This is a genomic window from Phocaeicola intestinalis (assembly GCF_014837065.1).
GTDB lineage: Bacteria > Bacteroidota > Bacteroidia > Bacteroidales > Bacteroidaceae > Phocaeicola > Phocaeicola intestinalis.
Window position 1 is genome coordinate 92,882 of sequence record NZ_JACSPP010000002.1, and the last position, 14,398, is coordinate 107,279.

The 14,398-nt window shown below is 46.8% G+C and carries 13 protein-coding genes; 2 read left to right on the top strand and 11 right to left on the bottom strand.

Annotation, left to right across the window (positions count from 1 at the left end; genetic code table 11):
* Nucleotides 1–21 precede the first annotated feature (21 nt).
* From rpe to H9625_RS01040, 3 genes are all read right to left on the bottom strand, one after another.
* Nucleotides 22–684, bottom strand: coding sequence for a ribulose-phosphate 3-epimerase (rpe, locus tag H9625_RS01030; protein WP_087211302.1), 663 nt, complete (start codon nucleotides 682–684; stop codon nucleotides 22–24).
* A 120-nt stretch (nucleotides 685–804) separates the two neighbouring features.
* Entirely contained in the window at nucleotides 805–2,091 is a 1,287-nt protein-coding gene (locus H9625_RS01035) for an outer membrane beta-barrel protein (RefSeq protein WP_087406212.1), read from the bottom strand.
* The gene (locus H9625_RS01040) at nucleotides 2,088–2,642 is read right to left on the bottom strand and encodes an RNA polymerase sigma factor (protein WP_191762787.1); all 555 of its coding nucleotides are present in this window, start codon (nucleotides 2,640–2,642) and stop codon (nucleotides 2,088–2,090) included. Before H9625_RS01040 ends, H9625_RS01035 begins: the two co-directional genes overlap by 4 nt.
* Nucleotides 2,643–2,799: 157 nt before the next feature.
* Here H9625_RS01040 and H9625_RS01045 point away from each other — a divergent pair, with 157 nt between their 5' ends.
* A complete protein-coding gene (locus tag H9625_RS01045) occupies nucleotides 2,800–3,516 on the top strand; it encodes a NigD1/NigD2 family lipoprotein (RefSeq protein ID WP_158100100.1) in 717 nt (238 codons plus the stop codon).
* A gap of 34 nt (nucleotides 3,517–3,550) precedes the next feature.
* Here H9625_RS01045 and fmt read toward each other — a convergent pair whose 3' ends face one another.
* From fmt to H9625_RS01060, 3 genes are all read right to left on the bottom strand, one after another.
* Complete coding sequence (gene fmt, locus H9625_RS01050) at nucleotides 3,551–4,522, bottom strand: methionyl-tRNA formyltransferase (protein ID WP_022038956.1); 972 nt, start codon at nucleotides 4,520–4,522, stop codon at nucleotides 3,551–3,553.
* Between the two features lie 24 nt (nucleotides 4,523–4,546).
* Nucleotides 4,547–6,346 carry a chloride channel protein gene (locus tag H9625_RS01055; RefSeq protein WP_022038957.1) on the bottom strand — a complete coding sequence of 600 codons (1,800 nt, stop codon included), beginning with the start codon at nucleotides 6,344–6,346 and terminating at the stop codon, nucleotides 4,547–4,549.
* 128 nt (nucleotides 6,347–6,474) lie between these two features.
* A complete protein-coding gene (locus H9625_RS01060) occupies nucleotides 6,475–7,038 on the bottom strand; it encodes an L-threonylcarbamoyladenylate synthase (protein WP_164470539.1) in 564 nt (187 codons plus the stop codon).
* A gap of 166 nt (nucleotides 7,039–7,204) precedes the next feature.
* Between H9625_RS01060 and dinB the strand changes: the two genes are divergently transcribed.
* A complete protein-coding gene (gene dinB, locus H9625_RS01065) occupies nucleotides 7,205–8,305 on the top strand; it encodes a DNA polymerase IV (RefSeq protein WP_022038959.1) in 1,101 nt (366 codons plus the stop codon).
* Nucleotides 8,306–8,319: 14 nt separating this feature from the next.
* On the opposite strand, the gene H9625_RS01070 is transcribed toward dinB, so the two are convergent.
* From H9625_RS01070 to ileS, 5 genes are all read right to left on the bottom strand, one after another.
* Nucleotides 8,320–8,655: a hypothetical protein gene (locus tag H9625_RS01070; RefSeq protein ID WP_022038960.1), complete on the bottom strand. Its 336-nt coding sequence runs from the start codon at nucleotides 8,653–8,655 to the stop codon at nucleotides 8,320–8,322.
* Nucleotides 8,652–9,536 (bottom strand): DUF4296 domain-containing protein, encoded by an 885-nt coding sequence (locus H9625_RS01075; protein WP_022038961.1) that lies wholly within the window; start codon nucleotides 9,534–9,536, stop codon nucleotides 8,652–8,654. Before H9625_RS01075 ends, H9625_RS01070 begins: the two co-directional genes overlap by 4 nt.
* Nucleotides 9,533–10,186 carry a lipoprotein signal peptidase gene (locus H9625_RS01080; RefSeq protein WP_022038962.1) on the bottom strand — a complete coding sequence of 218 codons (654 nt, stop codon included), beginning with the start codon at nucleotides 10,184–10,186 and terminating at the stop codon, nucleotides 9,533–9,535. Before H9625_RS01080 ends, H9625_RS01075 begins: the two co-directional genes overlap by 4 nt.
* A gap of 125 nt (nucleotides 10,187–10,311) precedes the next feature.
* Entirely contained in the window at nucleotides 10,312–10,692 is a 381-nt protein-coding gene (locus H9625_RS01085) for a TraR/DksA family transcriptional regulator (RefSeq protein ID WP_013619469.1), read from the bottom strand.
* Between the two features lie 25 nt (nucleotides 10,693–10,717).
* Nucleotides 10,718–14,203, bottom strand: coding sequence for an isoleucine--tRNA ligase (gene ileS, locus H9625_RS01090; RefSeq protein WP_191762762.1), 3,486 nt, complete (start codon nucleotides 14,201–14,203; stop codon nucleotides 10,718–10,720).
* Between the last annotated feature and the right edge of the window lie 195 nt (nucleotides 14,204–14,398).

The window sequence follows — 14,398 nt, forward strand, 5'->3', positions numbered from 1 at the left end:
GCAGTCAAACGGTCAAGCACATCAATGAGCCAATGATTTCAGTTGATGCACCATTTCTCCAAAATCGGGTGCCTTAAACACCGTACTTCCTGTCACCAACACATCTACTCCCGCTTCTACCAGCCGGGCACCTGTTTCCAAGTTTACTCCTCCATCCACTTCTATCAACACATCAGCCTGCTTTCGGTCAATCAATGAACGTAAGGCGCGTACTTTATTTATGGTATTTTCAATAAACTTCTGTCCACCAAATCCAGGATTTACACTCATCAGCAGTACCATGTCCACATCATTGATAATGTCTTCCAACATTGACACCGGGGTGGATGGATTCAGTGTCACACCAGCCTTCATACCGGCATCTTTTATCTGTTGTATTACCCGATGCAAGTGCACACAAGCCTCGTAATGCACATTCATCATCATTGTCCCCAACTCTTTCACTTCACGGAGAAACTTCTCGGGCTGCACAATCATCAGATGTACATCCAATGGCTTCTGTGAAAGTTTCGCCACATATTTCAATACGGGAAATCCAAAAGAAATGTTCGGTACAAACACACCGTCCATGATATCAATATGCAACCAGTCGGCATCACTCTGATTTACCTTCTCAAGTTCTAGTTCCAGATTGCTGAAATCGGCAGCAAGCAGGGAAGGAGATATTTTCAAGTCTGTTTTCATACGTCTTAGTTATTAATGAATAACAAACATACGTAAATTTATTCAGATATCCTGCTGTTTTTAAGAAAAATTGTGCAAAACAAACTCACCCCCCATTTTAAGAAACTGTTCCTATGACACCTACTTCGTCAAGCTGAACCGCAAACCCACTTGAAGATTAAAATTAAGTGGATGTTCCTTCCGGATAGTTTCCACATCACTTCCATCATCAAAATAATATGCAATACCCGGCTCGGCATACAATCCTATCTGCGGTGTGATGTTCACTTGTACACCTGCAGCCGCCGTTACCGACCATTGCCATTCCTTAATATGCAACGAGTGATGTTCCGTCTCACGCGAAGTCATTCCGTTGACATAAACCACATCCTGACTGGCAGACACACATTTTTCCACCATTCCACCTGCCGAAGCATAAAGCGAAATCCACCGGCTGTCAAACAGTGAACGATGCAATTTCACCGGTACGCCGATATAATGCAACTTCTGCTCTTCTTCGAGATAGGTATCCGTCCCCGAACGAAGGTCGGACGAAAGGAGCGTATAAGTCAACCCTGTCTCAAGTGCCCATCGGGACGAGAAATTCCATTTAAACGATGCCCCCACTGTGACAGGCATCTTGTGATGTATCTCGGTCTTCGAAGTCTGGTCACGATTATTAAACAATAACTGATTATAAGCAGTACGTCCGGCATCTTCGGAAGCCATCACCATATCCGATACCGAAACTTGCGCAGCCTGTAAACTCAATCGACCGACCCCATTGAATGAGTTAGACGAACTGAAAGGCATATTTCCTGTATTGAGCCCTATTGACCAATGACGGTTTTCAGCATTTTCCTTTTTCCCTTCCCACACTTCACGGTTCCGCTGCATCTGTTCCTGATCAAATGCACGGCGATGCTTACGCACCTTTGATTCGGAAGCAGAGAGAAGATTTTCTCCTGTTTGTCGTGTACTCTCCTCACCTTCTGGCGTCGCAACCGTTTCCGAATCATCCACCTCCGACAAAGACTGCACCGGCGACTCACTTAGCGAATGTGTCATTCGGGCATCAGCCAGTAAAGGTGTTTCGACTGCCACCTTCGATAAAGGACGGGATACAGAAGGAAGCAAAGGTTTTTCATCAGGAGCAACTGGGAAGGTATTCTTTTCTGCCACCACAGCATCGGGCTGCTCAAGTTCTTCAGCCCAGAATCCTGCTAACCAAGCAGTAAGAACCGATACAGATACCACCAACGCCGCTGCAACAGCTACAGCAAAACGCCGCATCCGCCACATCGGCACAACCTTCGGCGAAGATGACATTTCTGCTTCCAGTCTTTCCCACAACCCTTCAGGCAAAGGTTCGGAATAGTCCTCCATCTTTTTCTTAAAATGTGCAGCCCATCTGTCTTTGTCCATCATTGCAACTCCTTTTTTCTATAATTATTAATTTTTTTAATCAGCAAATTCTTTGCCCGATAGAACTGGGACGATGAAGTATGCTCCGTGATTCCCAGCATCGAAGCTATTTCCTTATGACTCTTATCCTCGAACACATAAAGATTAAACACTGTGCGGTAGCCTTCAGGTAATTCCTTGACCATCTGCATCAAAACCGAGGGAGGTATGCCATTGAAATCGTCTTCGTCAGCATCGGGCATATCGGGAATCTCATCCAGCAACACTTCCTGCTGTACTTGGGCATTCCGCTTACGCAGATAGCCAAGTGCCTCATTGACCATCACCCGCGAAAGCCATGCCTTTAACGAGCCTTCGCCCTGATAGGTAAACTGTTGGCTTATAGATTCAAAAATGCGCAGGAAGCCATCGTGCAAGATATCCTCGGCAACCTCTTTGTCTCCTGTATAGCGAAGACAAATAGCCAGCAAAGCACCACCATAACGCTCGTAGAGCAAACGGTGTGCCTGCATATCTTTCTGCTTACATCGAAGCACCAGTTCTTCTTCTGATATGTCTGCTTTCTGTTGCATTTTTATTGAAAATGTAATGATTGTGCAAATACTGCATCGACTCTTCCAAAAATGTGCGTTAAATTGTTTTAACAAAGGCAGATGCAGTAATTATGCCCCTCTCGCATTTATTCATAAAAATGACAAAGATACAGATTTTATGATGAAAGTAAAATACTTTTTAGTTGCCTTGACTATTGCGGGGCTTATGGGAACTCTTCCCTCTTGTACACTGACCAAGGACGATACCCTCGACAACCTGACCCAAAGCGATGCTGGCACATTCTCCACCTTGGGCACTGTAATGATGAACGGAGAACTCCTGTCCATTGAATCGGACAGATACGGCACTCTGATGCCCGAAAACCCAGAAATGATCAGCCAAATAGACGCCGACTCTACCGGACAACGCGTACTGATAGGATTCGTCTACTTAAACTATGTCACTCCACGAAGCACCCACGAAAGTTACCCTGTGCGTATTGTCGACCTGCTTTATAAAGTGGAAACCCGAAGAGCCGAAATGCTAAAAGCAGACAGTGTAGACATGTTTGGAACTGACCCGCTGCAAATCACCAATGCATCGCTCAGCAAAAATCACCTCAATATCCAATATACTTACGAAGGAAGTGCACAAACTTACCATCGGTTCAATCTGATAGTGAAAGAAGGCAGCAGTCCCGATACCGAAGGCCTGCTACCCGTAGAATTACGACACGATGCCGGAGGTGATTACGCCACCACCTCCACCGAATCGATGATTTCGTTCACACTGGAAAGCATCGACCAGTTCTACCCTTCCGGTTACAAAGGTTTCAGAATTTTCTATAACAGTGGGGCAAACAGCCGTGCCGAATGGAAAGCACTGAAAGAATAAATTCTTTCATCTGCTGTAAACTATAATTTTACCCTTACCTCACCGTTGCCGCGTCCGTATGGCGATAACCTCGCAGAAAATCGGAAACATCCATCCGTTTCTTGCCTGCCAGCTGCAACGACAGGAGATGAAGGTAACCGTCTGTAGTAGCTACCTTGAAATAAGACTTTCTGTCGGTCACAATGGTACCAGGGACCAGCGAATGGCTGGCAAATTCCTTGGTTGTCTCATATATCTTCAATGTAACAGGCAATGCATCCGGTTCACACAGTTCTGTCCACGCAGCAGGATAAGGTGACAATCCACGGATAAAGTCGTATACCGCCTTCACGCCTTTCGTCCAGTCGATGCGACACGTTTCCTTGAATATCTTTGGTGCCGGATGAAGGACGGTTCCTTCTGCCAATTTTTCCTGTGGAACAGTCTTCACACTATTATTAAGGATAGCATCGACAGTCTTCAGCACCAGATTACCCCCTAGCCTCATCAGTCGGTCATAAACCATACCTACATTGTCCGTGTCGGCTATGGGAACACGGACCTGGTCGATAATTTCCCCCGTATCGATTTCGTGCTTTAGAAAGAAGGTAGTGATACCCGTTTCTGTCTCTCCATTGATGACCGCCCAATTGATAGGAGCCGCTCCCCGATATTGAGGCAATAAGGAAGCATGAAGATTAAATGTACCCAAACGGGGCATTTGCCATACCACTTCGGGCAACATCCGGAACGCCACCACGATTTGAAGGTCAGCATGCAAGGCACGAAGTTCTTCCAGAAAATGTTCGTCTTTCAGTTTTTCTGGCTGCAACACCTTTAATCCTTGTGAAACAGCATACTCTTTTACCGGACTGGGCTGGAGCACACTTCCGTGACGTCCCACCGGCTTGTCGGGCATCGTGATAACCCCTACTACATTGTATCCGCCCTCTACCAGACATTTCAGGCTCTCCACTGCAAATTCGGGAGTACCCATATAGACGATACGTAAATCAGTCTTTTCCATATATCTTTTTCTTGTTTATGTTTCTCATTCTGCCGAGAGGTCTACCAACACCTGACGATAGGTATTCAGCATTTTCGACTTCGACACGAATCCCAAATAACGGTTAGCCTCATCTACTACCGGCAAGTTCCATGCACCCGTAGTATCAAATTTCTTCATCACCTCTTCCATCGAATCGGTTTTTACGATGCGTGCCTTAGGCTTTTCCATAAAGCCTTCCACCCAATACCGGTGATACAGCTCCTGGCGAAAGATAATGTTCCGTATGTCGTCCAGCTTCACGATGCCTATCAATTCATCGTTGACATCAACCACGGGAAACAGATTACGTTTCGACTGAGAGATAACTTTCACCATCTCGCCTAAGTCCATGTCTGGGCGGACTTTCAGAAAATCGTTCTCCACAATACTCTCGATGTTCATCAATGTCAGCACTGCCTTGTCTTTATGATGAGTTATCAGTTCGCCCTTCTTCGCCAGACGCATCGAATAGATGCTATGAGGTTCGAACACAATAATAGTAAGGTAGGCACACACCGAAACAATCATCAGCGGCAAGAACAAGGCATAACCACCTGTCAGTTCTGCAATCAGGAAAACACCTGTCAGCGGAGCATGCATTACGCCCGACATCAGACCCGCCATTCCCATTAAAGCAAAGTTCTTTTCCGGAATATAAGTAGTAGCCAAATCACATTCATTGCATACGTACGAGAAAACGAAACCGGCAATACACCCTAGGAAAAGGCTCGGAGCAAAAATACCACCACAGCCTCCACCGCCGTTCGTAGCACTGGAAGCAAACACCTTAAACAGGATAATCAGTAACAGGTAAGGTATTAGTAAGTGCGTATCGCCATAAAAAAGCGAATTATTCATTACCGTGTCCCATTCGCTCTCCTTGGTACCGTTCAGCAGCAGTGTAATAGTATCGTAGCCTTCACCGTAAAGCGGCGGGAAAAGGAAAATCAGAACACTCAACATCGCTCCTCCTATCACAAACTTCACGTACGGGTTGGGATAACGGCGAAAGATATTCTCTATCCAGTTCATTGCACGGGTAAAATACCATGCCACCAATCCGCAGAAGATACCCAGCCCGATGGCATAAGGAATACGCTCCAGCGAAAAAGGATAATCCAGATGAAACTGGAACATCGCCTCCGTACCCGTCAGCAGGTAAGACACCGAAGCAGCTGTCACGCTAGTGATAAGCAACGGAAGCAAGGATGCCATTGTCAAGTCAATCATCAGCACTTCCAGCGTAAACACCAGCCCCGCAATGGGTGCCTTGAAGATACCAGATACTGCCCCGGCTGCCCCGCATCCCACCAGAAGCATTAACGTCTTATGGTCCAGGCGAAACAGGCTTCCCAAGTTAGAACCGATGGCCGAACCAGTCAACACAATCGGTGCCTCGGCTCCCACTGAACCACCGAAGCCGATGGTTATTGCCGAAGCACACACTGACGACCACATATTATGCCGCTTGATGTGACTCTGCTTCCGCGAGATAGCATACAAGATTTTTGTCACCCCATGACTGATGTCATCACGCACTACCTTACGGATAAACAATCCTGTAATAAAAATACCGACCACCGGATATACCAAGTACAGCCAGTTGGCACCCATCGGGTCGAAACGGTCAGTCAGGAACTCTTTGATATATTCTACCAGAAACTTCAACACGTAAGCTGCCAGTGCCGTAAACACACCTACCAGCAAGCTCAGTATCAGAATGAACTGTTTGTCTTTAATGTGCTTCTCGCGCCACTTGATGAAACGCTGAAGCACATCCCATTTCTCTTCAGAAGTCCTCATTATTTTCAGTTATTTAATTCACCCGGAAGAAACACGGATACATGCAGATTTTCATGAATTATCATTCCATAAATAAAAAATCGCCTCATCGTGTTAACCCCCGTTTCTTTCCTCGCATGGAGTTCATTTCATTCACGGATAATCTTCACTTCGCCCCCTTTACCCAACTTAATGATGCTGGATGGTTTGGGATGACCGGTTTCTTCCCGACGATAGTCTACCACATAATCCACCGCCTGCTTGATTTCCTCACTTATTTCGCTGAATACTGCCGGTGACGGCTGCCCGCTGATATTTGCCGAAGTGGAAACGATAGCCTTGCGGAAACGAAAACAAAGTTCTTTCGAAAAAGCCTCATTGGTCACACGGATACCTACACTCCCGTCTTCGGCAAGCAGGTTAGGTGCCAAATTTCTCGCGCCATCGTAAATGATGGTCAAGGGTTTGGTGGTCATCTCTATCAGATCCCATGCTACAGGAGGAACCTCACGTACATAAAAGTCGACCTTCACCGGACTATCTACCAGCACAAGCATCGCCTTACTGTCTGCCCTCCGCTTGATTTCATACACCCGTTTCACTGCTTCCTCGTTGGTAGCATCACACCCGATGCCCCATACCGTATCAGTGGGATAGAGAATCACTCCTCCTTTATACATCACTTCACATGCTTTCCTGATTTCTTCTTTCATCATATCATACCTATTTATATAAGGAATACAGAAGCGTCGAGACACAAAAACACAAAAAAATCTTCAAGAAAACGCTTTGCGCCTCCGCGTCCTTGTGTTCCAAAAACCACAAGTCGCACAAAAGTACAAAACTTTCATTAAATTTGCACGAAGAAAGCCTTACTTTATGACAACCGAACGAAAAATCATCCATATTGACATGGATGCCTTCTATGCATCTATCGAGCAACGCGACCATCCCGAGTTGAAAGGAAAACCCGTTGCCGTAGGCCACGCCGACAAACGCGGCGTAGTGGCTGCTGCCAGCTACGAAGCCCGCAAGTACGGTGTACGTTCTGCCATGTCGTCGGTCAAAGCGCGTAAACTCTGCCCTCATCTTCATTTCATCGAAGGCAGAATGGACGTGTACAAAGAAGTATCAGCACAGATACACGAAATCTTCCACCGCTACACCGACCTCATCGAACCCATCTCGCTGGACGAAGCCTTTCTCGATGTGACCGAGAATAAGAAAGGCATGGAACTGGCGGTAGACATAGCCCGTGAAATCAAACGAAGCATCCGCGATGAACTGCACCTCATAGCTTCGGCAGGTATATCCTACAACAAATTCCTCGCCAAAGTAGCTTCCGACCTCCGCAAGCCTGACGGCTTATGCACCATCCATCCGGCACAGGCACAAGACTTTATCGATCACTTACCTATTGAGGCTTTTTGGGGTGTAGGCCCCGTCACGGCACAAAAAATGCATATTCTAGGTATCTATAACGGACGGACATTGCGCGAATGTTCGCTGGAAATGCTTGTGCGCCAATTCGGTAAAGCTGGACAGATTTACTACGATTTCGCCCGCGGTATTGACAACCGGCCTGTAGAACCAACCCGTATCCGTAAATCCATCGGGTGCGAGCATACCCTGGAAAAAGACATATCTGTACGTTCTGCGGTCATCATCGAATTATACCACGTGGCCTGCGAACTGTGCGAACGCTTAGAACGAAAAAACTTCCAAGGCTCTACCCTGACCCTTAAGGTGAAATTCCATGATTTCACCCAAATCACCCGTAGCTTGAGTACAGACAAACCGCTCCGCACCCTGAAAGAAATCCTCCCTCTCGCCAAGCAATTACTGAATGGAGTAGATTACGAAACTCACCCTGTGCGCCTGCTGGGACTTTCCGTATCCAATCCCAAAGAAAATTCGTTTACCTCTCGCAACAGCGAGAAAAAAGAATGGATTCAACTCCGGCTAAACTTTGACGAATAAGTATTAACAGACAACTATAATGCAATGATACGGCTTTCCGAAGTAAATTCTAATGCAGAAAGATTGAAAGAAGTAAGCCAATAGGCACGGCAAGACAAAGAACTGACAGGCAAGCATGCCACTTCCTGATTCAGCCGATGAAAAAAAACAGAAAACGGCTCGCTACCTTTTCTTTCTATAAAAAAAGGAGACACGAAAATCATGCCAGGCAACCATTCTGTATGACTAATTTCCTCTGCCAACGGATATATCCGGACAACATTCCCAGCTTCATCCAATTCAAGCACCGGAAAAGACAACCAATCCCCTGTATTCACTTGGTAAACACGGTGCGTAGCCACACGTCTCATTTTCTGTTCTCTATTTTCCTGACAGGTTGTATTTGACTACGGCCTACCACTCTTTCTTTCCGCTCCAGCCTTGATGTATCTCTGACTGCAACAGTATCCGGCACAGAAACAGCTTCTTTCTCTTTTACGTGATAACGGGTCAAATGGATATCATTTACCAATAACGATGTTCCCGTAGACTCTTCATCCATAAAATAAACAAAACCACTGATGCTTTGAATGGCAAAAGCCGAATCGGGACGCAGATACAAACGCTGCATCCCCGAATGTGTAACCATGCGGGTCAAGCCTTGCACACTGTCGTTATCGAAATAAAAATTAAGTGCCATGACAGCCTTGCCCGATTGTTTCGCCGAAGAAGGGATAAAGTGGAAATCAGCCTTCAGCTCCATGGCATCATAAGGCTTGAATGTCGTATCCGTCTTCAAATCAAAAACCACCTTGTTGGTCAACGGAGAAGCAGAGAGCCAATACAACGGACGGTCTTGCCATACATCTACCGTATCGCCCGACATCGAGACATCAATCTGATTGTCCCGCTTTGCCACTACTTCCTTCATCTGCTTTTCCTCTTTCTCCAACCGTTCCTGCAAGCTGCGGTAAATTGTTGCCAGTTCCTCTGCATGACGGGTATACCATACCATCGACGAGTCAAACTCGGCCTCGGTCACCTGATGCTTTTGGAAAACATAATCCAAATAAGCGTCTTTCTTGTACGATTCGGCATACGGCAACGAGGTGCTCATGGTAGAAGCCAGATGATAATCATACAGCAGGCTCTCCATGGCATCCGGCTGGATAATGTCATCGGGAATCTTCTTCCCGCAACTTGCCAGCAAGCCTAAAGCCAATACTACATACAATCCAGTCGTTGTTCTCATGATTGTTTTTCTTCCTTGGTATTCTCCATTTTCTGAAACTCTTGTCCCAATGTCCGACTATAAAACAAAAATGCTGCAATCACTCCACAACTGATTGAAGCGTCTGCAAAATTAAAAATGGGACTGAAGAAAATAAAGCGGTCACCGCCACAGAAAGGCATCCAGTCGGGCCAATAAGTATCAATAATAGGGAAATAGAACATATCCACCACCTTGCCATGCAGCCAAGAGCCATATCCTTCACCTACCGGCACCCAATGGGCCAGTGTATAAGAAGTACTTTCGCTGAAAATTTCACCATAGCACACACAATCAATGATGTTGCCTATGGCTCCAGCCAGCATACAAGCCAAACAAACGATATACCCTGTTTTCAACTTTTCTGCCCGATGCGTAGCCTTATACAAATACCACGTAATGAATATGACTGCCACAATACGGAACATCGTAAGAAGTAGCTTCGGAAGGATTTCCATTCCAAAAGCCATTCCTTTATTTTCCACAAAAACAAGATAAAACCAATCTGTAATATGAATGCTTTCGTGTAAGTACATTCCTGTCTTCACACAAATCTTGATTACCTGGTCTATTACCAATACCACGAAAACTATCAAAGCCGCCAGACGCCCTTGCGTCAGAATCTTCTTCATCTATCCACTTTATTATAGGTGACAAGCCAACGAGTTGACAAGTTGACAAGGTTCTTTCAGACATTTTATCTTTCTATCTTAAAGCCCTGTCACCTTGTCAACCGATACCTTGCCGACTCAATCATTTATTTTACTCCGTGCTGCTTTGCCTCAATGCTCAGCGTGGCATGAGGCACGGCACGCAACCTTTCTTTCGGAATCAGTTTCCCCGTCTCGCGGCAAATGCCGTACGTCTTGTTCTCAATACGTACCAATGCGGCACGCAAGTTCTGGATGAACTTCAGCTGACGGGCTGCCAGGCGGGTTGTCTCTTCTTTCGACAACGTGTTGGCACCTTCCTCCAATACTTTATAAGTAGGGGAAGTATCGTCCGTATCGTTGCCGTCCGTATTCATGATACTACTTTTCAATTTTTCATAGTCGCGCTCGGCGAGCTGAAGTTTCTCCATGATAATAGCGCGGAATTCTTCGAGTTCTGCGTCAGAGTATCTTGTCTTTTCAGCCATAAAATAATAATTTTAAAGTTAATAATTAGAGTTTCGACACTTTCACATACAACGTGAAATCATCAAAGTTCAGTTCAACACCACCCGGCACCTCATCAGACAGTTCCAATGAGTTTGCCAGCACTTGGTTGCAAATATACGTATTATATTCTTTTACCGCATCATCTGTATTCGGATTTTTTGACAATACCAAATGAATCTTGTCGGTTATCTCAAAACCACTGTTCTTACGGATGTTCTGAATACGGTTCACCAGTTCACGTGCTATACCTTCCCGGCGCAAGGATTCAGTGATGGTCACCTCAAGCGCTACGGTCAGCTTGCCTTCGTTTGCAACCAGCCAGCCGGGGATATCTTCGCTGTAGATTTCCACATCAGTAGCTTCGATGAGTGCCTCGCCGTCTGCCAGCTGAAGATTGTATTTGCCGTTCCGTTCCAGTTCAGCAATGGCTTCCTGCGACAATTCTGCCACAGCTGCTGCTACGGCTTTCATCTGCTTACCGAACTTCGGTCCCAGTTTCTTGAAGTCACATTTCACCTTCTTCACCAGCACACCGGCTTCTTCTACAAACTGAAGCTCTTTCACATTCACCTCACTTAAAATCAAATCCTTCACTGCCTCGATGTGACGTTTCTGTTCCTCATCCACTACGGGAACCATGATGCATTGAAGCGGCTGGCGCACCTTGATATTCACCTTGCGGCGCAAAGCCAGTACCATCGAAGTCACATCCTGCGCCATCTGCATACGCGCTTCCAGTTCCTTGTCTATCAGGCTTTCATCCGCTACGGGGAAGTTTGCCAAGTGTACCGATACCACATGGTCACGCTCCGTCACCTTTATCAGGTCGATATACAGGCGGTCGGCATAGAACGGTGCAATCGGAGCCATCAGTTTCGCCACCGTTTCCAGACAAGTGTATAAGGTCTGGTAAGCCGACAATTTGTCTTGCGACATCGCGCTTCCCCAGAAACGTTTCCGGTTCAGGCGCACATACCAGTTACTCAGGTTATCGTTTACGAAATCCGTTATCAAGCGTCCTGCCTTTGTAGGCTCGTAATCATTGAAGCAAGCATCTACATCTTTTATCAACGAATTGAGCAAAGACAGAATCCAGCGGTCGATTTCCGGACGTTCTGATACCGGCACTTCTTTCTCGGCATAGGTAAAGCCGTCTACATTGGCATAAAGAGCAAAGAACGAATAGGTATTATATAAGGTGCCGAAGAACTTGCGGCGCACTTCGTCCACTCCGTCCGTATCAAACTTCAGGTTATCCCACGGAGCCGAGTTCGTAATCATGTACCAGCGCAAGGGGTCGGAACCGAACTTCTCGATGGTGCTGAACGGGTCTACCGCATTGCCCAAACGTTTCGACATCTTGTTTCCGTTCTTATCCAACACCAATCCGTTGGAAATGACATTCTTGTAAGCCACGCTATCGAATACCATCGTAGCTATCGCATGGAGGGTAAAGAACCACCCGCGGGTCTGGTCTACACCTTCGGCGATGAAATCTGCCGGATAATACGAGCGGCTATCCACCAGTTCCTTGTTCTCGAACGGATAGTGCAATTGCGCGTAAGGCATCGAACCCGAATCAAACCATACGTCTATCAGGTCCGCCTCGCGCTTCATCGGTTTGCCCGCAGGCGAAACCAAGATGATATCGTCCACATACGGACGGTGCAAGTCTATCTTGTCGTAATTCTCTTTCGTATATTTGCCCGGCACGAAGCCCAGTTTCTTGTACGGATTCTCCGCCATGAAACCAGCCTCAACCGCTTTCTCGATTTCATTATACAGTTCTTCTACCGAACCGATGCAGATTTCGGCACCGTCTTCGTCACGCCAGATAGGAAGCGGAGTCCCCCAATAGCGCGAACGGCTCAGATTCCAGTCGTTCAGGTTCTCCAGCCACTTGCCGAAGCGTCCCGAACCGGTCGATTCCGGTTTCCAGTTGATGGTCTTGTTCAGCTCAATCATCCGGTCCTTGCAAGCCGTAGAGCGGATAAACCAGCTGTCCAGCGGATAGTAAAGCACCGGCTTGTCGGTACGCCAGCAGTGCGGATAGTTGTGCACGTGCTTTTCCATCTTGAACGCCTGGTTTGCCTGCTTCATCTTCATGCAGATATATACATCGAGCGATTCAGCTGCTTGCGCCGCCTTCTCATCATATTTGCCATCGACGGTGAACTGAGGGTCGTATGCATTCTTCACCCATCTGCCCTGATACTCCTTATAAATATCTACGTCCACACACTCGGCAACGAACTTCTCGTCCAGTTCGTCCAGCAGGTAGAACTTTCCGGTCAGGTCCACCATCGGACGTGTCTCGCCTTTCTTGTTAATCATGAAGAGCGAAGGGATGCCTGCGGCTTTTGCCACGAAAGCATCGTCAGCACCGAACGTAGGAGCGATATGTACGATACCCGTACCGTCTTCTACGGTCACATAGTCACCCGCAATGACACGGAAAGCTTTTGCAGAAGCGTCATGCCAGTTTCCGTCTTCGTCCAGCTCTACCGGCTTCACCCACGGGAAGAGCTGCTCGTATTCCATGTCTACCAAGTCGGGACCCTTGTATTCGCCCACTACCTTAAACGGTACCAGCTTGTCGCCCGGCTTGTAGTCTTCCAGCGCCATGCCTTCCGCCTTCTTGTTGAAGTGTGTATAAAGCAAAGCCTTTGCCAGAACTACCGTAATCTTCTCGCCGGTATAAGGATTGTAAGTCTGTACGGCTACATAATCTATCTTCGGACCTACGCAAAGCGCGGTATTCGAAGGCAAGGTCCACGGAGTGGTGGTCCATGCCAGGAAGTAAGGAGTTCCCCACTCCGCCATTTCTGGTTTCGGGTTCTTTATTTTGAACTGCCCTACCACAGTCAGGTCTTTTACGTCCCGGTAACATCCCGGCTGGTTCAGTTCGTGCGAGCTAAGCCCCGTACCTGCCGCAGGCGAATAGGGCTGGATGGTATATCCTTTGTAGAGCAAGCCTTTCTTATAAAGTTGTTGCAAGAGCCACCACAAGGTTTCGATGTAGCGGTTGTCATACGTAATATACGGATTATCCAAGTCCACCCAATAGCCCATCTTGTGGGTCAGGTCGGTCCATTCCTTCGTGAACTTCATTACGTCCGTGCGGCAATGCTGATTGTATTCAGCCACCGATATGGTCTTGCCTATGTCTTCCTTCGTAATGCCCAACGCTTTCTCTACACCCAGTTCCACCGGAAGCCCGTGCGTATCCCAGCCTGCTTTACGCTTCACCTGAAAGCCTTTCATCGTCTTGTAACGGCAGAAAGTATCCTTAATGGTACGCGCCATCACGTGGTGGATGCCCGGCATACCGTTTGCCGAGGGAGGTCCTTCGTAAAACACAAAAGAAGGATGCCCTTCACGTTCCGTCATACTGCGGGAGAACACATCGTTCTCGTCCCATTTCTTCAGCACTTCCTTGTTGATGTCAGAAAGGTTCAGTTGTGAATATTCAGTAAATTTCTTACTCATATAGAATGCATTTATCTTTTTCGTTTTTTCTTCGGAAATACCCTTCCCGAATTTAGGCTGCAAATTTATAAGAAAAAAGAATATCCGGAAAACTTTTCAGCTAATATTCACATAAACAAGCGTTAATTTGTTTCGGCACATGGTAAAGACGATGTGCACATCGTCTCTACGGAAACGGTGCGAAACGTATAGGAA

Coding starts and splice junctions, on each gene's coding strand:
- rpe (WP_087211302.1), bottom strand. CDS start 684: ATGAAAACAGACTTGAAAATATCTCCTTCCCTGCTTGCTGCCGATTTC.
- H9625_RS01035 (WP_087406212.1), bottom strand. CDS start 2,091: ATGATGGACAAAGACAGATGGGCTGCACATTTTAAGAAAAAGATGGAG.
- H9625_RS01045 (WP_158100100.1), top strand. CDS start 2,800: ATGATGAAAGTAAAATACTTTTTAGTTGCCTTGACTATTGCGGGGCTT.
- fmt (WP_022038956.1), bottom strand. CDS start 4,522: ATGGAAAAGACTGATTTACGTATCGTCTATATGGGTACTCCCGAATTT.
- H9625_RS01055 (WP_022038957.1), bottom strand. CDS start 6,346: ATGAGGACTTCTGAAGAGAAATGGGATGTGCTTCAGCGTTTCATCAAG.
- H9625_RS01060 (WP_164470539.1), bottom strand. CDS start 7,038: ATGAAAGAAGAAATCAGGAAAGCATGTGAAGTGATGTATAAAGGAGGA.
- dinB (WP_022038959.1), top strand. CDS start 7,205: ATGACAACCGAACGAAAAATCATCCATATTGACATGGATGCCTTCTAT.
- H9625_RS01070 (WP_022038960.1), bottom strand. CDS start 8,655: ATGAGACGTGTGGCTACGCACCGTGTTTACCAAGTGAATACAGGGGAT.
- H9625_RS01075 (WP_022038961.1), bottom strand. CDS start 9,536: ATGAGAACAACGACTGGATTGTATGTAGTATTGGCTTTAGGCTTGCTG.
- H9625_RS01080 (WP_022038962.1), bottom strand. CDS start 10,186: ATGAAGAAGATTCTGACGCAAGGGCGTCTGGCGGCTTTGATAGTTTTC.
- H9625_RS01085 (WP_013619469.1), bottom strand. CDS start 10,692: ATGGCTGAAAAGACAAGATACTCTGACGCAGAACTCGAAGAATTCCGC.
- ileS (WP_191762762.1), bottom strand. CDS start 14,203: ATGAGTAAGAAATTTACTGAATATTCACAACTGAACCTTTCTGACATC.